Source organism: Gaiella sp. (assembly GCF_057140465.1).
This window is the reverse complement of record NZ_DBNHWK010000101.1, coordinates 31415-51343: the sequence shown is the minus strand read 5'-3', so window position 1 is coordinate 51343 and position 19929 is coordinate 31415. Positions and strand designations below refer to the sequence as shown.

Annotated in this window: 23 protein-coding genes and 1 tRNA gene; 9 read left to right on the top strand and 15 right to left on the bottom strand. The window is 71.0% G+C overall.

Going from position 1 to position 19929, the window contains the following annotated elements; genetic code table 11:
* Nucleotides 1-65: 65 nt before the first annotated feature.
* A complete protein-coding gene (locus tag AC162C_RS14165) occupies nucleotides 66-779 on the top strand; it encodes an MBL fold metallo-hydrolase (protein ID WP_484098096.1) in 714 nt (237 codons plus the stop codon).
* A gap of 108 nt (nucleotides 780-887) precedes the next feature.
* Nucleotides 888-1181, top strand: a complete 294-nt coding sequence (locus AC162C_RS14160) for a GYD domain-containing protein (protein WP_484098095.1) — start codon at nucleotides 888-890, stop codon at nucleotides 1179-1181.
* A gap of 92 nt (nucleotides 1182-1273) precedes the next feature.
* Here AC162C_RS14160 and AC162C_RS14155 read toward each other — a convergent pair.
* From AC162C_RS14155 to argF, 5 genes are all read right to left on the bottom strand, one after another.
* Nucleotides 1274-1346: transfer RNA gene (locus tag AC162C_RS14155), tRNA-Ala, on the bottom strand.
* 63 nt (nucleotides 1347-1409) lie between these two features.
* The gene (locus AC162C_RS14150) at nucleotides 1410-2210 is read right to left on the bottom strand and encodes a hypothetical protein (protein ID WP_484098094.1); all 801 of its coding nucleotides are present in this window, start codon (nucleotides 2208-2210) and stop codon (nucleotides 1410-1412) included.
* Nucleotides 2211-2280: 70 nt separating this feature from the next.
* Nucleotides 2281-2523, bottom strand: coding sequence for a hypothetical protein (locus tag AC162C_RS14145; protein ID WP_462972586.1), 243 nt, complete (start codon nucleotides 2521-2523; stop codon nucleotides 2281-2283).
* A gap of 125 nt (nucleotides 2524-2648) precedes the next feature.
* Nucleotides 2649-2975, bottom strand: a complete 327-nt coding sequence (locus AC162C_RS14140; RefSeq protein ID WP_462972585.1) for a metallopeptidase family protein — start codon at nucleotides 2973-2975, stop codon at nucleotides 2649-2651.
* Entirely contained in the window at nucleotides 2972-3907 is a 936-nt protein-coding gene (gene argF, locus AC162C_RS14135; RefSeq protein ID WP_484098143.1) for an ornithine carbamoyltransferase, read from the bottom strand. The genes AC162C_RS14140 and argF overlap by 4 nt, the downstream gene beginning before the upstream one ends.
* A gap of 109 nt (nucleotides 3908-4016) precedes the next feature.
* Between argF and AC162C_RS14130 the strand changes: the two genes are divergently transcribed.
* Nucleotides 4017-4484 (top strand): Hsp20/alpha crystallin family protein, encoded by a 468-nt coding sequence (locus AC162C_RS14130; RefSeq protein ID WP_484098093.1) that lies wholly within the window; start codon nucleotides 4017-4019, stop codon nucleotides 4482-4484.
* 141 nt (nucleotides 4485-4625) lie between these two features.
* Nucleotides 4626-5153, top strand: a complete 528-nt coding sequence (locus AC162C_RS14125) for a ferritin (RefSeq protein ID WP_484098092.1) — start codon at nucleotides 4626-4628, stop codon at nucleotides 5151-5153.
* 18 nt (nucleotides 5154-5171) lie between these two features.
* Here AC162C_RS14125 and AC162C_RS14120 read toward each other — a convergent pair whose 3' ends face one another.
* Nucleotides 5172-6521 carry an adenylate/guanylate cyclase domain-containing protein gene (locus AC162C_RS14120; RefSeq protein ID WP_484098091.1) on the bottom strand — a complete coding sequence of 450 codons (1350 nt, stop codon included), beginning with the start codon at nucleotides 6519-6521 and terminating at the stop codon, nucleotides 5172-5174.
* A 37-nt stretch (nucleotides 6522-6558) separates the two neighbouring features.
* Here AC162C_RS14120 and AC162C_RS14115 point away from each other — a divergent pair, with 37 nt between their 5' ends.
* A complete protein-coding gene (locus AC162C_RS14115; RefSeq protein ID WP_484098090.1) occupies nucleotides 6559-6966 on the top strand; it encodes a secondary thiamine-phosphate synthase enzyme YjbQ in 408 nt (135 codons plus the stop codon).
* A gap of 3 nt (nucleotides 6967-6969) precedes the next feature.
* On the opposite strand, the gene AC162C_RS14110 is transcribed toward AC162C_RS14115, so the two are convergent.
* Both AC162C_RS14110 and AC162C_RS14105 read right to left on the bottom strand, forming a co-directional pair.
* Nucleotides 6970-7773, bottom strand: coding sequence for an ABC transporter permease subunit (locus AC162C_RS14110; RefSeq protein WP_484098089.1), 804 nt, complete (start codon nucleotides 7771-7773; stop codon nucleotides 6970-6972).
* Nucleotides 7763-8668, bottom strand: coding sequence for an ABC transporter ATP-binding protein (locus tag AC162C_RS14105; RefSeq protein ID WP_484098088.1), 906 nt, complete (start codon nucleotides 8666-8668; stop codon nucleotides 7763-7765). The genes AC162C_RS14110 and AC162C_RS14105 overlap by 11 nt, the downstream gene beginning before the upstream one ends.
* A 192-nt stretch (nucleotides 8669-8860) precedes the next feature.
* On the opposite strand from AC162C_RS14105, the gene rlmD reads away from it, so the two are divergent.
* Nucleotides 8861-10231, top strand: coding sequence for a 23S rRNA (uracil(1939)-C(5))-methyltransferase RlmD (rlmD, locus tag AC162C_RS14100; protein WP_484098087.1), 1371 nt, complete (start codon nucleotides 8861-8863; stop codon nucleotides 10229-10231).
* A 76-nt stretch (nucleotides 10232-10307) separates the two neighbouring features.
* Nucleotides 10308-10835, top strand: coding sequence for a hypothetical protein (locus AC162C_RS14095; RefSeq protein ID WP_484098086.1), 528 nt, complete (start codon nucleotides 10308-10310; stop codon nucleotides 10833-10835).
* A gap of 115 nt (nucleotides 10836-10950) precedes the next feature.
* Here the strand turns inward: AC162C_RS14095 and AC162C_RS14090 are convergent, their stop codons facing one another.
* From AC162C_RS14090 to AC162C_RS14080, 3 genes are all read right to left on the bottom strand, one after another.
* On the bottom strand, nucleotides 10951-11721 hold the full coding sequence (locus AC162C_RS14090; RefSeq protein WP_484098085.1) for a hypothetical protein: 771 nt from the start codon (nucleotides 11719-11721) through the stop codon (nucleotides 10951-10953).
* 124 nt (nucleotides 11722-11845) lie between these two features.
* Nucleotides 11846-12436 (bottom strand): uracil-DNA glycosylase family protein, encoded by a 591-nt coding sequence (locus AC162C_RS14085; protein WP_484098084.1) that lies wholly within the window; start codon nucleotides 12434-12436, stop codon nucleotides 11846-11848.
* Nucleotides 12437-12457: 21 nt separating this feature from the next.
* A complete protein-coding gene (locus AC162C_RS14080) occupies nucleotides 12458-14182 on the bottom strand; it encodes a glycosyltransferase (protein ID WP_484098083.1) in 1725 nt (574 codons plus the stop codon).
* Between the two features lie 26 nt (nucleotides 14183-14208).
* Between AC162C_RS14080 and AC162C_RS14075 the strand changes: the two genes are divergently transcribed.
* Together AC162C_RS14075 and AC162C_RS14070 are read left to right on the top strand one after the other, a co-directional pair.
* On the top strand, nucleotides 14209-14424 hold the full coding sequence (locus AC162C_RS14075; RefSeq protein WP_462972573.1) for a CDGSH iron-sulfur domain-containing protein: 216 nt from the start codon (nucleotides 14209-14211) through the stop codon (nucleotides 14422-14424).
* A 77-nt stretch (nucleotides 14425-14501) separates the two neighbouring features.
* Nucleotides 14502-15641 (top strand): TIGR04053 family radical SAM/SPASM domain-containing protein, encoded by a 1140-nt coding sequence (locus AC162C_RS14070; RefSeq protein ID WP_484098082.1) that lies wholly within the window; start codon nucleotides 14502-14504, stop codon nucleotides 15639-15641.
* Between the two features lie 136 nt (nucleotides 15642-15777).
* Here the strand turns inward: AC162C_RS14070 and AC162C_RS14065 are convergent, their stop codons facing one another.
* The 4 genes from AC162C_RS14065 to AC162C_RS14050 form a co-directional block, all read right to left on the bottom strand.
* Entirely contained in the window at nucleotides 15778-16920 is a 1143-nt protein-coding gene (locus AC162C_RS14065) for an inositol-3-phosphate synthase (protein WP_462972648.1), read from the bottom strand.
* 540 nt (nucleotides 16921-17460) lie between these two features.
* Nucleotides 17461-18129: a CDP-alcohol phosphatidyltransferase family protein gene (locus AC162C_RS14060; protein WP_484098081.1), complete on the bottom strand. Its 669-nt coding sequence runs from the start codon at nucleotides 18127-18129 to the stop codon at nucleotides 17461-17463.
* Complete coding sequence (locus AC162C_RS14055; protein WP_484098080.1) at nucleotides 18126-18881, bottom strand: phosphatase PAP2 family protein; 756 nt, start codon at nucleotides 18879-18881, stop codon at nucleotides 18126-18128. Before AC162C_RS14055 ends, AC162C_RS14060 begins: the two co-directional genes overlap by 4 nt.
* A gap of 34 nt (nucleotides 18882-18915) precedes the next feature.
* The gene (locus tag AC162C_RS14050) at nucleotides 18916-19929 is read right to left on the bottom strand and encodes a dihydroorotate dehydrogenase-like protein (protein ID WP_484098079.1); all 1014 of its coding nucleotides are present in this window, start codon (nucleotides 19927-19929) and stop codon (nucleotides 18916-18918) included.

Sequence of the window (19929 nt, the reverse complement as noted above, 5' to 3'; positions counted from 1 at the left end):
GCGGGCGGTCGCTGCATCGCGTGCCCGTCGCCGACACCTGCACGCGCTCCGCCTACGATGCGCGCGTGCTGCTGACGCTCTATCGCCATGCCACGCTCCGGGTCGAGATCGGCGGCCGGCGCCTGCTCGTCGATCCGATGCTCGACGACGTCGGCCGTCGGCCTCCGGTCGAGAGCACGCCGAACCCTCGCCGGAACCCGCTCGTTGCCCTGCCCGTGCCGGCGCTCGAGATCGTTCGCGAGATCGACGCGGTCGTCGTCACGCACCTGCACCAGGATCACTTCGACGCGACGGCGGCGCGCCTGCTGCCTCGCGATGTCCCCGTGTTCTGCCAGCCGGAGGACGACCGCAGGCTCCGCGAGCTCGGGCTCGACACATGGCCGGTCGAGCACAGCCTGGAGTGGGGTGGGCTCCACCTCGTCCGCACCGGCGGACGGCACGGGACGGGCGAGATCGAGCAGTTGCTGGCACCGGTCAGCGGGTTCGTGATCGACGACCTCTACCTCGCCGGCGACACGGTCTGGTGCGACCTCGTCGAGGAGGCGATCGCGGAGCATGCGCCCCGCGTTGCGGTCGTGAACGGCGGAGCCGCCCGGTTCCTCGAGGGCGACCCGATCGTGATGACGCGCGACGACATCCGGGAGGTCGCGGCGCGGGTGCCCACCGTCGTCGTCACGCACCTGGAGGCGATCAACCACTGCCTGGAGACGCGGGCGGAGGTGCGGGCGGCCGTCCCCGAGGCGATCGTCCCGGCCGACGGCGAGACGATCGACGTCTGACGACCCGGCCCATGGGCGGGTCGCGCGATAGGGTGATCACGACGTCGCCCGTCGGTCCCCTCGCCCAGCCGGGGCGACGGGATGCGGGGCCGGAGTGAGGAGGAGCGCATGCCGAAGTACGTCGGCCTCTACAGCTGGACGGACCAGGGCGCTGCCAGCGCCAAGTCGACCGTCGATCGCTATCAAGGGGCGAAGGCTCTCGTCGAGAGCATGGGGGGGACGATCGAGTCGATCCTGTGGACCGCCGGCCCGTACGACATCGTCGTCGTCGTCGACGCCCCGGACGACGAGACCGTCGCAGCCGTCAGCATGGCGCTCGCGTCGACGGGGAACCTGCGCTCCGTCACGATGCGCGGCTTCACCGAAGACGAGATGGCGGGCGTGATCGCGAAGATGCCCTAGCGGAGACGGACGCGTGGGGGGGCGGAGCAGCGACCGCCTCCTCACGCGTCGATCCAGGCGTCGAGCGCGCTCGACGCAGTCGCTCGCGGCGATGGAGCGTACCGGGCTCGAACCGGTGACCTTCGGCTTGCAAAGCCGACGCTCTCCCAACTGAGCTAACGCCCCAGGCAGCAGTAGTGTAGAGCCCGTCCGTGCCGGCGACGGCCGTCCTGCCGCGAGGCGGCCGGATCAGTGCCCGGTGCTGCCGCCTCGCGTCGACCGGCGGGCGCCCTCCTCCTGGAGACGCCGGAAGCCTCCGCTGAAGCCCTGCGTGTCCTCGAGGCTCGGCGCGCGGCGCTCGTGCTGTTCGAGTCGCCGCAGGCGAGCCTCGAGCTCGGCGACCTCCGGACGGCCCCACGCCGCGTCGTCGCGCTCGTCGAGCTCGCGCTCACGCTGCGCGACGAGCCGCTCCCTCGCTGCGACGGCCTCGCTGCGGTCGGCGAGCTCCTGGCGCGTACGCATGAACAGCGACTCCGCATGTCGGAGCTCGGCGAGTCGTGCCTCGATCTCCTCGAGCTGGTCGGACGGCGCCTCCGGCAGCGTCGCTCCCGGGGAAGCCTCGGCCTCGCGTCCCAGCAGGCGCTCTTCGCGGCGGGCGATCTCGTCCTCCCGCGCTGCGAGCGCCTGCTCGCGCGCCGCGAGGGCGGCGGCCGCGGATCCGTCTCCCGGGGCCTCCGCGGTCGAATCGCCGGCGGCAGCGAGCGCCCGCTCGCGCTCCGCGACGGCGCGCTCACGGCGTTCGACGTCGGTGAGTCGGGCGCGCAGCGCGTCGTCGGTGCCCGGCGCGGCGGACGCTCCGGCTGCGGCGGCGGGGAGGGTTCCCGCCCGGGCCTCGGCGATGGCCGACCGGAGCTCGCGCTCCCGTGCCTCGACGGCCGCGACACGCTCCGCCAACTGTCGGCGAAGGCCCTCGAGAGCCTCACGCTGCTCGCGGAGCAGGGCGCGCTCGTCCTCGGTCGAGCGTTGCTCGTCGTTCCGGCGCAGCTGCACGACCTGATCTTACGGAGACGGTGCGGCGACTTCGCCGCACCGTCGGTCGTCTCGGGTGGCGTCCGCCGCGCTACGCGGCGCGCTCGAGCCGTTCCTCGGCCCGCGCGCGCCTGACGATCTCGTCGCGCTCGCCGAAGCGGATCCGAGCCCGTTCGGCCCGGTGGGCCTCCCACAGCTCGGTGAGCTTCTCGTCGATCTGCTTGATCTCGTCCGCGGTCGCCGAGTCACGGCCTGCGGAGAGGGCGTGCCACAACTCCACCCGGCGTGCGCTCAGTTGGTCGATTTCGGTGTGAATCCCGGTCAGCACGTTCATACTCGGAACTAACGCACATCCGCGGCGAGAGATTCCACGCGCAGGGGTGTCCTTAACCGAGTTGCAACCGATCCCTCACCGTCCGCAAAGACGAGGAGGTCGCGGCGGGAGCCGCGTGTGCGCGATCACTCGTACCCGAGCTCGGACAGGCGCTGCTCGTCGAGGCCGAAGTAGTGCCCGAGCTCGTGGAGGACGGTGAGACGGATCTCGCGCTCGAGGTCGGACGGGTCGGAGAAGTCCTCCTCGAGCGGCCTCCGGTAGATGGTCACCCGGTTCGGGAGCTGGCCGGAGACAGGGCCGCCCTCGGTCAGCGGCACGCCGTCGAAGAGGCCGTAGAGGTCGGGGTCATCGGAGTGCTCACGCTCGACGACGACGGCGACGTTGTCCAGCGCCGCCGCGATCTCCGGTGGGAGCTGGTCGAGCGCGGCGCGAACGTGATCCTCGAAGGTCATCGGACGACGAGTGCGAGGACGGCCTTCTGCGTGTGCAGTCGATTCTCGGCCTGGTCCCACACGAGCGACTGCGGGCCGTAGAGGAGCTCCTCGGTGATCTCCTCACCGACGTGCGCCGGCAGGCAGTGCATCACGACCGCCTCCGGATCGGCGGCCGAGAGCACGTCGGCGTCCAGGCGGAAGGGGCGGAGATCGCGGATCCGCCGCTCGCGCTCGTCCTCGTGCCCCATGCTCGTCCAGACGTCGGTGTAGAGCACGTGGGCGCCGGCCGCAGCCGATGGAGCGTCGTTCGTGACGCTCACGCTGCCACCGTTCCGGGCCGCGTCGGCCGCCGCCTGCGCGACGACTCGAGCATCGGGCTGGTATCCGGGCGGGGTGGCGGCGACCACGTGCGCGCCGAACCGCGCCCCGATCTGCAGCAGGGAGAGACAGACGTTGTTCCCGTCCCCGAGGTATGCGATCCGCACCCCGGTGAGTGTCCCGAACCGCTCCCGGATCGTCATTGCGTCGGCGAGGGCCTGGAGTGGGTGGGCCTCCTCGGTGAGCCCGTTCACGACGGGGATCGATGCATGCTCCGCGTACGCGTCGACCTCGGCCTGCTCGAAGGTGCGGATGAGGAGCGCACTCACGAAGCGGGAGAGGACGAGTGCCGTGTCGCGCGTCGACTCGCCGCGCGCGAGTTGCAGGTCGGCCGCCGGCACGTACAGCGCCATGCCGCCGAGCTCGGCGATCGCCACCTCCGAGCTGATCCGCGTGCGGGTCGAGGGCTTGCGGAAGATGAGCGCCAACGTCCGCCCGGGGAGGATGCGGAGCTCCTTGCGCCGTGACCGCTCCACCTTCAGCTCGTCGGCGAGGTCGAGCGCCAGCTCGAGCTCGCCGCGCGACCAGTCGGCGACGCGCGTGAAGCTCCGTCCCTTGAGCGTCTCGGGAATCCCTGCCATCGCCACGGAGCCTAGCCGAGGGAGACACTTGACAACAACACACTCAGATCATATTCTCCGATATGCATTAGATTCGAAGTAACCAAGGAGGTTCACACTCATGACCACGCTGGTTCGCTGGGAGCCGTTTCGTGACGTCGCCGCGCTCCAGAGCGAGATGGGCCGCCTGATGAACGGCCTCTTCGAGGGCCCGTCCCGGGTGACGCAGAGCTGGGTGCCCGCGCTCGACGTCTGGGAGACCGACACCGAGCTCGTCTACGCGTTCGACCTCCCGGGGATCCCGGAGGAGAAGATCGAGATCGAGGTCGCCGACGACACGCTCACCGTGAGCGCGGAGCGCGAGAAGGTCGCGGAGGAGTCCGGTGACCGCTTCTACCGGTTTGAGCGACGCTACGGCACCTTCTCGCGGGCCGTCGGCCTGCCGCAGGGCGCAGACGAGTCGAAGATCGTCGCGTCGTACGCGGACGGCGTGCTCGAGATCCGCGTCCCGAAGCCGGAGGAGGCGAAGCCGCGCAAGATCGTGCTCGGTCGGCTGAAGGACGTCGAGGGCACCGCGTCCGCCGCCTAGGAGCGTGCCCCACACTCGATGACGACCGGATGGCGGCCCACACGGGTCGTCCTCCGGTCGGTCACGAGGCGCTCGCCCGCCTGCCGGGGTAGGGGAGCGCAAGTGCCGCGCGCACCGACTCACGGGAAGTAGGATCGAGCCATGTCTCAGTTCTCCGATGCGCTCAACGGGCAGATCGCCTACGAGTTCGGCGCCTCCCAGCAGTACGTGGCGATCGCCGCCCACTACGACGCGCAGACGCTGCCCCAGCTCGCCGCCCACTTCTACCGTCAGGCGGTCGAGGAGCGGAACCACGCGATGATGATGGTGCAGTACCTCCTGGACGCGGACGAGGAGGTCGTGATCCCGGCGGTCGCGGCACCCCAGACGACGTTCCCGGACATCGTGGCTCCGGTCGCGCTCGCGTTGCAGCAGGAGAAGCGGGTCACCGAGCAGATCGCCGACCTCGTCCGGCTGGCGCGGGACGAGGGCGACCTCGTCGGCGAGCAGTTCCTCCACTGGTTCCTGCAGGAGCAGCGGGAGGAGGTGGCGTCGATGTCGAGCCTGCTCGACGTCGTCGAGCGCTCCCGCGACAACGCGCTCCACGTCGAGGAGTACCTCGCTCGCGAGTCCGGTGGGGAGAACCCGCTCGAGGCCGGTGCGCCGCCGGCCGCCGGCGGCGAGCTCTAGGCGCCTCGGCCGCTCTCGTCAGACGCCGGTGACGGCGTAGACGTGCCGTTCCTCGGGGAGGCCCTTGAGGGCGTGGGCCCCGCGGTCCTCGAAGCTGATCTCCGATCCGGCGACGAGGTCGCGGACGGTCGACGAGACGAGCACCTCGCCGGCGGACGCGAGTGCGGCGATGCGCGCGCCCGTGACGACGGCGATGCCCACGATCTTGCCGTCGACCTGCTCGCACTCGCCGGTGTGCACCCCTGCACGGACCTCGAGGCCGAGGGGGGCGACGGCGTCGCGCACGGCGCACGCGCAGCGGATCGCCCGTGCCGGCCCGTCGAAGCTCGCGAAGAACCCGTCGCCCGCCGTGTCGAGCTCCCGCCCGCGGAAGCGCTGGAGCTCCCTTCGCACCAGCGTGTGATGCTCGGCGACGAGCTCGCGCCAGCGGCGGTCACCGAGCTCGACGGCCTTCGCCGTCGAGTCGACGATGTCCGTGAAGAGGACACTGGCGAGGACGCGGTCGGGCTCCGGCGGGGTTCGCTGAGCCTCGGCCTGGAGGAAGCGCCGCATCTCGCCGAGCAGCTCGGGCCACCCGTCGCCCACGAGGCCGGTCGTGGCTCCCGCCACCTCGAACAGTCGTGCTCCGGGGATGCCTCCTGCGACCACGTGCGCTCCGGCGCGAACCCGCGCGTCCATCCCGTCGCGCGAGAGCACGAGCACCGGGACGTGGAGCGTCTCCAGGAGCGGTCTGACGTCGATGTCGAGCATCATCCGCCACAGGTTTGCGCTCTCCCTCGGGCTCGCGCTGTTGCGCTCGAGTCGGGCCAACGCGGCGGCGAGGCTCTCGCGGTCAGGGTCGTCGGGGAACAGCCGGTCGATCCGGCGTCGTGCTTCGTCGATCCTGCCCCAGCTCTGCTCGATCTCCACGACCTGACGCTCCGCGTCGGCGCGTGGCTCGCCCGAGGGGAAGTCCGGTGCCCAGAGAGTGCGCGGCGTCGTGCCGAAGAGAACGAGGCCCGTACAGCGATCGGGGTACGTCGCCGCGAAGAGGATCGCGAGCGGGCCTCCGTCCATGATTCCGAGCAGCGCCGCACGCTCGGAGCCGGCGGCGTCCATCACGGCGCGCACGTCGTCCATCCGCTCCTCGAGCGGCGCGGCGCCGACCTCGCGATCGGAGAGCCCTGTGCCCCGCTTGTCGAAGGTGATCACCCGGGCGACCGATGCGAGGCCCTCGTTCAGGGCGCGGCGTGGTGCGAACTCCCAGGCGAGCTCGACGTTCGACGCGAACGGCGGGCAGAAGACGAGGTCGACGGGGCCGTCGCCGAACACCTGGTAGGCGATGTTGACGTCGCCGCTCCGGGCCCAGCGTGTCTCCGGGACCTCCACGTGACAAGCGTACGGCCCGGGCGGTGGAGTGACTAGCATGCGCCTCGTGCACGAGCTCCAGCTGCAGACCGAGCGGAAGAGCCAACTCGTCGACATCACGCGCGAGGTGAGGGATGCCGTCGCGGGTGAGAGCGGGACCGCCGTCCTCGTCTACGTCCCTCACACGACGGCGGGCGTGACGATCAACGAGCACGCCGACCCGGCCGTCGCCCGCGACTTCGAGGCCGCGCTCGAGAAGATCGTCCCCGAGGACTGGCCGTGGCAGCACGTGGAGGAGGGAGAGGAGAACGCCCCGACGCACATCCGTGCGGCGTTCATGGGGCCGTCGGTGACGATCCCGCTCCGGGAGGACGGCTCGCTCGCACTCGGCACCTGGCAGGGGATCTTCTTCTGCGAGTTCGACGGCCCGCGCCGGCGCTCGGTCTACGTCACCGTGCTGGGGTAGCCGTCAGGTCGCGATGTCGCGCCGAACGAACGCGGCCACACCGGCGAGGCCGAACACCGCGCCGATCCCCAGCATGAGAAGCGTCCGAAGCGCGTCGAGGCCCGACCGCAGCGGGTCTCCGATCGCGTAGTGGTAGAAGGGCGTGAGCTCCTGCACCGCCTCGAACGCGGGCACGAGCGGTGCGAGGCCGTTGATCACGTAGCTCGCGACCGCGACCGCGACGGCGACGCCGATCGCGAGCACGCGGTGCCCCGTGGCGGCGCCGATCCCGAAGGCCAGGCCGCCGAACACCAGGGTGAGCGCGACGGCACTGGTGCACGCTGCGGCGAGGTTCGCGATACCGACGTCCATGCTCACGATGGGATCTCCGACGGCCAGGCACGCGAGCAGCACGGCTCCGAGCCCGGCGACCTCGAAGGCCATGCCGGCGAGCTTCTCGAGTGCGACGCGCAGGCGGGAGACCGGCATCGCGAGGAGGAGGTCGAGCGTCCCGCGCTCTTCCTCGCCTGCGATCGCGCCGGCGCCGGCGCCGACCGCGGCGATCAGGAAGAGCAGCGGCACCATGAAGGAGAAGAGCTCGGAGCCGAGATAGCCGGCGCCGGACAGGTAGTCGACCTCCCCGCCGAAGGCGATGAAGCCCTTGAGCGCCTCCGGGTACTCCTGCACGAGCTTGTTGAGCTCCTCGTTGTCGCGCACGGTGGGGAAGACGGCGACCATCAGCGCCACGAGGCCCGCGATCCCGATCGTCCACCAGGCGAATGCGCGGCGGCCGTCGCGCAGCGTCTTCACGAGCACGCTACGCAGCATCCGCCGCCCCCCGTCGATAGAGGTCGAGGAAGATGTCCTCGAGGTCGGCCTCTTCCACGTCGAGGCCCGTCGTCGTGTAGCCGGCGAGTGCCTTCACGAGCGGGTCCGGTGTCCCCTCGAGCGCGAACCGGATCGTCGTGTTGCTCCGCGCGAGCTCGCGGACGCCGGGGATGCCGTCGAACGCCCCGACCGGTGGCTCGGACGCGAACCGTGCCTCGACGCGTGTGAATGCGCGCGCACGAAGCTCGGCGACGCCCTCGACGAGCACGAGGGCGCCCTCGCGGATCACGCCGACTCGATGCGCGATCCGCTGCACCTCGGAGAGCACGTGCGACGAGAGGAACACCGTCCGTCCCTCGTCGATCGCCTCGTCGATCAGCCCGTAGACCTCCTGCTGGACGAGCGGGTCGAGGCTGCTCGTCGGCTCGTCGAGGACGAGCAGGTCGGGCCGGGAGAGCAGCGCCTGCACGAGCCCGACCTTCTGCCGGTTGCCCTTCGAGAGCGACCGGATCCGCGTGTCGAGGTCGAGGTCGAGGCGGCGCGCGACGGCCTCGCCCTCGGCGATGCCGTCGAGCCCGCGCAGGGCCGCGAAGTAGCGCAGCAGCTCGCGGCCGGTGAGGCGGTCGTACAGCGCCAGGTCGCCGGGGACGTAGCCGACCCGCCGATGCACGGCGACGGCGTTTCCTCGCGCGTCCGCCCCGAACAGCTCCACGCGGCCGGCCGTCGGTCGGATGAGGTCGAGCAGCAGGCGGATCGTCGTCGTCTTGCCGGCGCCGTTCGGTCCGAGGTATCCGAACACCTCGCCCGGCTCGACCGTGAAGGTGAGGTCGCGGACACCGACGACGCGGCCGTAGTGCTTCGTGAGCCCCTCGACGCGGATCACCGGACCGGACATCGACCCGAGCGTAGGCCCTCGACCGCCGGCCGCGCGTCGGACGTTTCTACGGAGGTGTCTCCGTGCTTTCGCCCTCGCTGCCCCTCGCCGATCCGCACGCGCTCTCCGGGCGGTCGATCGGCGATCGCCACCGTGTGCCCGGCTGCAGGGATGACCGCCGAGCCCTCGACGAGCGTCTAGGCTGGGACGTCGATGGCTGCGCCGGTCCGCAAGGGAGAGCTCCTCGAGTTGCACGTCGACGCGCTCGCCTACGGCGGCTCCGGCGTCGCGCGGTCGGACGGCTTCGTCGTCTTCGTCCGTCGCGGCCTTCCCGGCGACACCGTGCTCGCGCGTGTGACCAAGGTGAAGCGCGGATTCGCCGAGGCGGTCGTGGAGCGCGTTCTCGACCCGAGCGTGGATCGCGTGCCGGCTCCGTGCCAGCACTTCGGGGCGTGCGGTGGGTGCAGGTTTCAGGACTACGCGTACGGGCGACAGCTCGAGGCCAAGCACGGGCAGGTGCGAGACGCGCTCACCCGCATCGCACGGATCGTCGAGCCGCCGCTCGAGCCGATCGTGCCCGCCGCCTCGCAGCTCCACTACCGCAACAAGGTCGAGTACTCGTTCACGACGACCCCGGACGGGCCGGCCCTCGGCTTCCATCGCGCGGGGCGCTGGGACGAGGTGCTCCCGCTCGACGAGTGCCTGCTCACGACCGAGGTCGGCAACCGCGTCCGGGACGTGGTGCGCGACTGGGCGCGCGAGGAGGGGCTGCCGGCATACGACCAGGCGACGCAGGAGGGGTACCTACGGCACCTCGTCGTCCGTGAGGGGCGGAACACGGGCCAGGCCCTGGTGGTGCTCGTGACCGCGGCGGGCGAGCGCTTCGACACGGACTACCTGATCGAGCGGCTGCGCGCCGTCCCCGAGGTGCGATCGATCAACTGGGCAGTGAACGACTCGCCCGCCGAGGTCACGAGCCTCCCCACCCGGCTGCTCTGGGGAACGGAGTGGATCGAGGAGGAGGTCCTCGGCCTGCGCTTTCGCATCCGGCCGAATGCGTTCCTGCAGACGAACACGGAGATGGCCGCGCGCCTGTACGAGCTCGCCCGGGATGCGGCCGACCTCTCGGGCGTGGAGACGGTGTACGACCTCTACTGCGGCACGGGAACGATCGGCCTTGCGCTCGCGAGCGGCGCCGCGCACGTGTGGGGCGTCGAGATCTCGGAGGAGGCCGTTGCCTGCGCGATCGAGAACGCGGCGCTGAACGGCGTCGGGAACGCGTCCTTCTTCGCCGGCAACGTCGGCCAGTCGCTCGAGGAGCTCCAGGAACGCGCCGGGCCGCCCGACGTCGTCGTCGTCGACCCGCCGCGTGCGGGGCTGGCGGGCAAGGCCCTGCGGCGGGCCGGCGGCCTCCGGGCGTCACGGATCGTCTACGTGTCGTGCAACCCGACCACGCTCGCCGGCGACGTGAAAGTGCTGAGCGAGGAGTTCGGCTACGAGCTCGTGCAGTGCACCCCCGTCGACATGTTCCCGCACACGCCGCACATCGAGTCCGTGTCGCTCCTACGGCTCGCCGTGACCTGAGCTCACTGCATAGGATCCGTCAGCAGGGCGCCCGTCCGTGGGCGGTACCCGCGCAATCGAATTGGAGGGAGCGAGCATGAACACCCAGCGCAGGATCGTGGTGCTCGTCTCGGTACTGACGGCACTACTGCTCGTCGCCGCCGGCTGCGGCGGGAGCGACTCGTCAGAGGAGGCGACGAGCGACGAGACGACGGTCGAGACCACGGTCGAGACGACCGACGAGGCGACGTCGGACGACGACTCGACGTCCGCCGCCGGCGTCTTCGCCGACGAGGACTGTCTCGAGCTGGCATCGATCGGGGCGAAGATCGCGCAGGCGGTCGATCCGTCGGGGTCGTTCGATGCGGACGAAGCAGCGGCGTTCTACGACGAGCTGGCCGCGAAGGCGCCGGAGGAGATCCGCGACGACATCGAGGTCTTCGCGGGCTACCTCGCCGAGGTCGCGGCTGCGCTCGAGGGCGTCGACCTGACCAGCGGCGAGTTGCCCTCGCCGGATGACCTGGCGAAGCTGGAGGAGCTCGCCCAGAGCGCCGACGCCGAGGTACAGGAGGCGGCCGACAACCTCTCGGCGTGGGCCGAGGAGAACTGCGGGATCGGGGGCTGAGAAGGGATCTGCCGCCGCGCCGGGCGGCGCACGTCGTGCCCCGCCCGGCGCGGGGCGGCTGCGTGCCGCCGGCCGCCCGACGCCGTGTCGCCGGCCCGAGCGCGGCGGCGCTCGCTCAGGCCGGGGGTCGGCTCTCGTGCTCTCCGCGCGGGGCGTCGGCCGCTCCTCGTCGCCGCCAGCGGCGCCACAGGAGGTCGGCGTTCGCGAGGAGGAACCCCAGCGCCACCGCGGGGAGCGCAGGCAGTCCGTCGACGTCGAAGAGGACGGTTGCGAGGAGCGTGGCGGAGACGAGCGCGGTCATCGTGATCCACGTCCGGCCGACACGGAGCGCGAAGCGGTCGGCTGCCGCGAGGAAGAGCGCGAAGAAGACGACATCGGGAGGGCCGAGGTGGGCCGAGCCGTCGCCCCCGGGGAGCTGGAAGGCGATCGCGATCCGTTCGAAGAGCCCCGGCTGCTCCTCGACGACGACCTTCGTCGGCCCACGCCAGACGGAGAGCGAGTCGACGACCGGAATGACCGCCGCCACGAGCACGACCCACCACAGCTCGTAGAAGAGCCCCAGGAACCAGAAGCCGAAGAGCGTGAGCGCCAGCAGCTTGACGACGTTGAAGGCGCCGTCGAGCCCCGTGACGTCGAGCACGACCGCGGCCGCGGCGAACACCGCGGCCACGGGAAGCAGCCCCCGGGCGTAGGCGAGCGGCAGGAGGAGCCAGACGACGGCGAACGTCGCCGGCAGCAGGACGACGCCGACGAGGGCGACGTCCCAGTCCTCGCCGACGGGGTCGAGCGACGCAGCCGTCTCGTCCCAGACGGCGAGGCCGACGAGGAGCACGCCCAGCGCGGCGGCTCGCCGCGGCGTCAGCGTGTCGCGTGGCCGGCGGGACATGACGTGCGTGGCCTCTCCGGGAGACGGTCGTCACCCGTCGGCGGGCAGGGTGGCGTCTCGGACGCGTCCGGGCCGAGCGCCCGGCCATCCCCGGAGAGCGACGCCGTGGCTCCGGTGCGCGCGCTCAGTACGGGGGGAGCTCCGCCCACCAGCGGCCGAGGGGCTTGAACGCGTTCCAGAAGGCCGTCTTCGCCCCTTGCTCGTCGAGCGACGCGTCGATGTCCGGCGTGACCAGCGCCTCGACCGTGGGCGTGAACCGCTGCAGCTCGCCGCCACGCGCCGGGTCCAGTCGGTCGGAGAGCGGGAACTCGAGTGCGTTGACGAAGCCCACCGTCGGCTCGCCCATCACGACGAGGAGCTTGGGCTGCACGATGTGCAGCTCGCGCCGCAGCCAGTCCATCGCCTCGTCGGGGAGCTCGGTCCCGAACTTCAGGCAGTTCGTGCCGTAGACGGCGAGCGGGTCGACGCCGAGCCGCTGCAACGACTTGAGCAGGGCCTGGCCCGACCGTCCGAAGAACGCGACACCTTCGTGGATCTCGGACGACTGCGGAGCCCACTTGAGGAGGAACACGTCTGCGAGCGGATGGCCCGAGCCGAGGACCGGCACGTGGAGCTCGTCGCCGACGGCCAGCAGCTGATCCCCGAGCTCGTTGATCTCGGCGATCGCCTTGCGCAGGTAACGCTCCTGGATGTCGTCGGTCGGGGCGGCAGACACGGGGCTCAGATCCCTTCGCTGCTAGCGGACCTTCTCCTTGACCTGGGCCACCCACTTCAGCCCCTGGAGGTAGGCGAGGGACTTCGGCCGTCGCAGCACCTCCGCGGTGCGCAGCGAGAGCAGGAACTCCTCCGGCCCCTCGAACCGACGCATGCGGAGCGCCCCGGTCCCCACGCCCTGGAGCACGTGTGCGTCCGATCCGGCTCCCTGCAGCAGCCGGTACTTCCGCGCGAAGCGCACGGCCTCGTCGTTGAAGGACTCCCGGAGCAGCCGTGCGTTGTACACCTCGAAGACGTCGATCTCGGCCAGATGCCGGTGCAGCGTCGAAGGGTCGGGGATCGCGTGCATGCGATCGAACGGGTGTGGCAGGTACACGATCCCGCCCTGCTCGCGGATCGCCGCCAGGGTGTCGCCGAAGGACATGCCACGCGGGATCTCCTCCTCCAGGAACAGGCCGATCACCTCGCCCTGGGAGTCGGTCTTGATCTCCTCGCCGGGGATCACGACGAGATCGCCGCCACGGGCGAGCTCGACCCCCTCGCGGGCGCCGTCGAACACGTTGTGGTCGGTGATGGCGATCGCGCCGAGGCCGATCGCTTCGGCGTGCGCGACGAGCTCGGACGGGCCGATCGAGCAGTCGTGCGACCAGGAGGTGTGCATGTGCAGGTCGGCCACGATCCATTCGCGGTCCGCGAGCGGGTCCGACTCCGGCCGGGGGCGTCGCTTCGCCCGCGCCTGCGCGTAGACGTCCTCGAGGTCCCGTGCGAGGGCGTCGAAGCTCTGGCCCGCGGCCGCCGCTCGGGAACGCGCGCCTTCGCGCGCGCGGAGGGCCTCGTCCTCGCCGAGCCGGGCGAGCGCGGCGGTGACGAGCTCCGGCTGGGCCTCCGCCGCGGGTGGGTCGACGATCGCGCAGCCGGCGGCCTCGGCCTCGAGGCGAAGCCGGGTGTGTCCCCCCGGCACGGGCACGAAGACGGCGACGTTCGCGAGCAGCTCCGCACGCACGGACTCGCGGCGCGCCGAGCGGACGTGCACGCGTCCCCTGAGCCTCGCGGGAGCGGCGGGCCGGAACGACAACGGCTTGGTGTGGATGCCGAGGAGCTCCCACCCGGGGAGCTCGTCGAGGGCCCGGATCGCGGCCCGGACGAGGGGCCGGGCGCCAACCTCGAGCTGGACGCCGATCAGCTGGCCCTTCTCGGCCGGCTGGAACAGCCCGACGTCGACGCCGGCGGGGACGATCCTGTACTCGCCCGGGAGGCGGGTCGCCGCGGCGGTCGCCGCCGCCTCGGACGTGGCGAGGAGTGCGTCGACCCGGATCCGCATCCGGTCACGCCGTTGCTTCGTCGCGAGGCCGACACGCTCCGGCGAGAGGAACGTCGCCACGGTCAGTGTCTCCGCCTCCGCGAGCGCCAGCCTGGAGATGCTGGCCACTCCCGGCTCGAAGCCGTGCACGATGTCGAAGCCGAGACCGAGTGCGTGCCGGAGGCTGGCACGCGTCCCCATGCTCACGCCGACCTGGCTGCGACGCGACACCGGAACCGCCCCGGTGACGGCGATCAGCTCCGCCGGCTCCCCGGCTGCGAGGGCCTGGCGGCCGGCGAGGAGCTCCGACCGCCGGTTCGACGGCGCGATCACGGTCACGTGGTGACCCCGCCCGCGCAGAGCCGCCGCGGCGCCTGCGACGTGGTCGTTCACGTCGTGCGGCTGTGACCAGGAGAACGGCGTGACGAGTGCGATGCGAAGCGACACGGCTCCGCGAGTGTAGGCTCTCCGCCATGAGCGAGGTCGTCATCCAGGTACGCGAGAACGGCTCTCTCAAGGTCACCGGCGCCGTCACCGTCGTCGACGCCGACGGGCGCGAGTTCGCGTTGCCGGAGGGCACTGCCATCGCCCTCTGCCGGTGTGGGCACTCGCAGAACAAGCCGTTCTGCGACACGTCGCACCGGCGCGTCGGCTTCACGGCGGACGACTCGGCACCTCGGGCGGTCTAGGCCGACCCGGGATAAGCCGCAGCATGATCGGGCATCCTCCGGATACGGCGCGGGCCGATCCGGGCGACACTCCTTCCGTGGCAAGCCGAGCCGGCGCTCTACTCCAGGGGCGGTCATCCCGCGTCGATCTCGACCGGAGGCCGATCCTCGTGTTCTGGGAGACGACCCGCGCGTGCCTGCTCGCGTGCCGGCACTGCCGGGCCGACGCGCAGACCGTCGCGGGACCGGGTGAGCTCACCCACGCCGAGGCTCTGGAGTTCGTCGATTCCCTGGTCGACTTCGGGCATCCACCTCCGATCCTGGTCGTCACCGGCGGCGACGCGCTGATGCGCCCAGGCCTCGACGACGTGATCGGGCGGGCCCGAGCGGCGGGCGTTCCGGTCGCGCTCGCGCCGAGCGTGACGTCACTCCTGACCGACGAGCGCATGGCCGAGCTGTACGAGCTCGGCGTCAGGGTCGCGTCGATCTCGCTCGACGGGGCGACGGCAGCGACCCACGAGGGGATCCGCGGGGTGAGCGGCCACTTCGCGCGGACGATCGATGCGATCGAGCGCCTGCGTCGCCACGGCTTCGTCGTGCAGGTCAACACGGCCGTGATGCGCGAGAACGTGACCGAGCTCCCTGCCGTCGCACGCATCGTCCGCGAGACCGGTGCGTCGATCTGGGAGGTCTTCTTCCTCGTTCGCGTCGGGCGGGGGTCGGGCATGACCGAGCTCGACCCGGGCGAGAACGAGGACGTGTGCCAGTTCCTCTACGACGCGTCACGCTACGGCTTCGTCGTGCGCACCGTCGAGTGCCCGATGTTCAGACGGGTCGTCGTGTGGCGCGAGGAGGGGCGTCCGTTCACGCCGGGCCCGCTGTACCGGACGCTCGCATCGTCGCTCGAGCGCTCGCTCGGACGGCCCAGCCGTGCGTCCAGGGCGCACACGAAGGGGACGCGCGACGGGAAGGGGATCGTGTTCGTCTCCGCGACCGGGGAGATCACGCCGGCGGGCTTCCTGCCCGTGGCGCTCGGGAACGTCCGGACGAGCCGGCTCGCCGACGTCTATCGCGAGCACCCGCTCCTCCGCGACATCCGGGCCGCCCGCTTCTCCGGGCGCTGCGGGGAGTGCGAGTACCGGCAGCTGTGCGGCGGCTCGCGCGCACGCGCGTTCGCCGCCTCCGGGAACCCGCTCGCAGCCGACCCCGCGTGTGCGTACGTGCCGGCCGCGTCCTGACCGACCTCGGGACGGACGCCACGCCACGCGTACCCCGGTGCGACCACGGCTAGGGGTATGAGCGCCTCCGGGCCCGGCACGGGGCCGGGCACGGAGGCGCTCGAGTCGGGGCACCCGCCCTGCGGGCGGGTGCCGGTCAGGCAGTCGTCGCGCTCTTCGTCTTCGCGCGCGCGTTCTTCGTGATGAAGCGCTCGATCAGCTCGTGCGCCTCGTCGTCGCGGATCTGCTTCGGGGGCGACTTCATGAGGTAGCTCGACGGAGCCTCGAGTGCCCCGGCGATGCCGTTGTTGAGCGCGAGCTTCGCCAGGCGGACCGCATCGATCACGATCCCGGCGGAGTTCGGCGAGTCCCAGACCTCGAGCTTCAGCTCGCAGTTCAGCGGCACGTCGCCGAACGAGGAGCCCTCCATCCGGATGTACGCCCACTTGCGGTCCGTCAGCCACGGCACGTAGTCGGACGGCCCGACGTGCACGTTGTCGGCTCCGATGTCGTAGTCGAGCATCGACGTGACGGCGTTCGTCTTCGAGATCTTCTTCGACTCGAGGCGCTCACGCTCGAGCATGTTCAGGAAGTCCGAGTTGCCGCCGACGTTGAGCTGCATCGTGCGGTCGAGGTGGACGCCGCGGTCGCCGAACAGCGTCGTCAGCACGCGGTGCGTGATCGTCGCGCCCACCTGCGACTTGATGTCGTCGCCGATGATCGGCACCCCTGCCTGCTCGAACCGCTTCTGCCAGTAGTGCTCACGCGCGATGAACACCGGCATGCAGTTCACCATCGCCACTCCGGCCTCGAGGATCTGCTCCGTGTACCACTTGGTCGCCATCTCCGATCCGACCGGGAGGTAGTTGACGACGACGTCGGCGCCCGTCTCCTTCAGGATCCCGACGACGTCGTCGGTCTCTCCCGGCGCCTTCTCGACGACCTGCGAGAGGTACTTGCCGATGCCGTCGTGCGTCATCCCGCGCGAGACGGTGACCCCCGTCTTCTTCACGGTGGCGAACTTGATCGTGTCGTTCGGATGGGCCCAGATCGCGTCCGCGAGATCGACGCCGACCTTTCCCTTGACGACGTCGAACGCCGCCACGAACTCGATGTCCGAGATGTGGTAGCCGCCGAGGTCGACGTGCATCAGCCCGGGCACGGTGTCGGACGGGTCGGCGTCCTTGTAGTACTCGACGCCCTGGAGCAGGGAGTTGGCGCAGTTGCCGACCCCGACGATCGCGACACGGACCTTGTCCTTCTTCGGCGTCTTGCCGTTCTTGCCGTTGCTCGTTGCCATGACTTCCTTTCCGCGGGAGGTGCTGCCCGGGGACGACCCCCGAACGGGGACCGTCCCCCGCTTGCGTCTCTGGTTTCCGGTGTAGGGGACGTCGAGCCCGTCCGCGATCGCGCGGACGATGACGTCGTTGACGCTGCGGCCTTCGCGCGCCGCCTCTGCCTCGATCTCGTGCTTGAGGCCCTCCGGCACGCGGAGGAGGACGACGGGGCTGGCGCCCGGGAGCGGGCTCCGCCTCCCGGTCGGGGCGTACCCGACCCCGAGGTCGTCTGCGACGAGGCCGGTCGCGACGTCGTTCAGACTGCGGCCGCGGCGCGCCGTCTCGCGGACGAGCGCCTTCTTGACGTGCTCCGGCATCCGCACGAGGATGCCCTTGCGTGAAGTGCTAGCAGACAAAGTGCTAGCACTGTATCCGAAGATCCGGCGCGATGTGTGAAGCTCCGGAGAAGGGCGGGATCCCGGGCGTCGGGCCCGCCGTCACGGTGGCGGGCGATCACGGCCGACGCGTCGCGCACCACAGGGCCGCGGCTCGCCGGCCCGCGGTCAGGACGCCTGCTCTGCGAGCTCGCGGAGCTGGCTGCGCACGTACAGCATGCGCTGCACGACGGTGACCCAGGCCATCGCCGCGAGCACGTAGATGGGCCACTGGAGCCAGCCCCACGGCGCGAGGCCGAGACCGACCGAGACGATGACCACGCGCTCGAGGCGCGAGCCGAACCCGACGTCGCCCTTGAGCCCGAGCGCCTCCGCCTTCGCGCGCGTGTAGGAGACGAGGAACGATCCGATCACCGCCGCGAACGCGGCGACGAGCGCGATCTCGTTCCCGTCGCGCATGAAGGCGAGGCCGATCGCCGTCAGCATCGCCGCCTCTCCGAGGCGGTCGAACGTCGAGTCGAGGAAGGCGCCGAAGATGGTGCCCTTGCTGGCCGCGCGCGCGAGCGCGCCGTCGAGGATGTCCGCGATCGAGCCCGCGATGAAGAAGGCGCCACCGAGCCAGTAGAAGAGGTACTCGTTGCGCTCCTCGAACCCGACGAGGACGGCCCCCGCGACACAGAGCGCGAGCCCCGCGATCGACAGCATGTCCGGCGTCAGCTTCGTCTTCGCGACGCCCGCCATCGACCGGCGCAGGATCTCGCGCGCCGCCGCCGTGTACTCCTGCTTGACGCGATCGAGTTGCGAGACGCGCTGCGGTCGCGCGCCCTGCTCCCTCATGTCGTCCACGTGGCGCGGTCGACCAGGTGTCGGACGCGCTCGCGGAAGAGCACCCCGGCGGTCACGAGCGCGATCATCACGCCGGCGGCGACGTCCAGCCAGTAGTGGTTGCCGGTCGACATCACCGTGAACCACACCCACGGCGCCCAGAGCGCCCACATGAGCCTCGCGACGGTGTTCCGCACGAGCCCGACCATGACGATCGAGACGATCAGCGCGTCCATCGCATGCAGGCTCGGCATCGCCGCGTAGGGGTTCGCGGAGAACGCGATCAGCCCGCTGTCGTGGGTCAGGGAGGCGTGCTCGGCGAGCACGTCGGTGAATCCCCACTCGGGGAACATCCGCGGCGGCGCGGTCGGGAGCAGCACGTAGCCGATCAGCCCGACGAGGTTGGCGGCGATCAGCCAGTTCCGGAAGTCCGCGAACCGCTCGTGGTGGCGGAAGTAGACCCAGAGCAGGGTCACGCCGACCACGGCGAACTGCGAGAGCCAGTACGTGTACGACGTCGCGGCGATCAGGAAGGCCGATCCCTCGACGACGTGCTGCAGGGGAAGCTCGATCAGCGAGCCGGTCTGGTGCTGGAACTCGATGATCTCCCGGCCGTTCTCGAAGGCCGCCGAGACGCTTCGGTCGGCCGCCCCGCGAGCGACCTGGTACACGACGTAGAAGCCCATCCAGATCGCGAACTGGAGCCCGAAGTGGCCCCACCCACGAGGAAGCCGCGTCCCGATACCCGCTCCCTTGCCGGACATGCCACGACCATCCTAACGGTCGATGCCGCGGGCTCTACTCCGGCGTGCCCCGCGCCCCGGTCTGGTACTCGACGAGCGTCCGCACGTACTGCGCACGTTCGAACGCGTGGGGGTTGCCGCACGCGGCCTGGCTCATGCTCCCCTTCGCCTGTGCGAGCGACGCGTACTCGCGTGTCTCGAGCCACTCGCCGAGGCCGGTGGTGAGCTCACGAAGCAGGTCGGGCCCGCTGCGCAGGAGCTGCGAGGCGATCATCACGGCGTCCGCGCCGGCGAGCACGAGCTTCACGACGTCCTCGGCGGTCTGCGCCCCGCTCGTCGCCGCGAGGCTGATCGGGACGCGACCCGTGAGGATCGCGATCCAGCGCAGCGGGAGACGGAGCTCGTCCCGGCTCGAGAGTCGGAGCTCGGGCGTCACCGTCAGTGTCTCGAGGTCGATGTCGGGCTGCAGGAACCGGTTGAACAGCACGATCCCGTCGGCCCGGGCATCCGCGAGCCGCTGCGCCACGTTCGCGAACGCCGTGTAGTAGGGGCCGACCTTCACGGCAAGGGGCACCGTGACTGCGGCCCGAACACGGCTGACGAGACGCAGCGTGCGGTCCTCGACGCTCGCCGCCGAGGCGTAGGCGTCGGTCTCGACGGCGTAGACGTTGAGCTCGATCGCGTCGGCGCCCGCCGCCTGGAGCAGCTCCGCGTAGCGGATCCACCCACCGGGGGTGACGCCGTTGATGCTGGCGATCACCGGGATCGACAGCGCCTCCTTGGCTGCGGCGACGTGCTCGACGTAGCGCCGCGGGCCGGTGTTGTAGTCGTCCATCTCGGGGAAGTACGTGAGGGCCTCTCCGAAGCTGTGCGCGCCGAGCTCGAGCGTGTCGTGCAGCTCGACCTCCTCGTGCTCGATCTGCTCCTCGAAGAGGGACGGCAGCACGACGGCCGCGGCACCGGCCTCCTCGAGCCTGCGGAGCGTGTCGAGGTCGGCCGTGAGCGGGGAGGCCGAGGCGACGAGTGGGCTCGCGAGCTCGATCCCGAGGTACGTCGAACGTAGATCCAT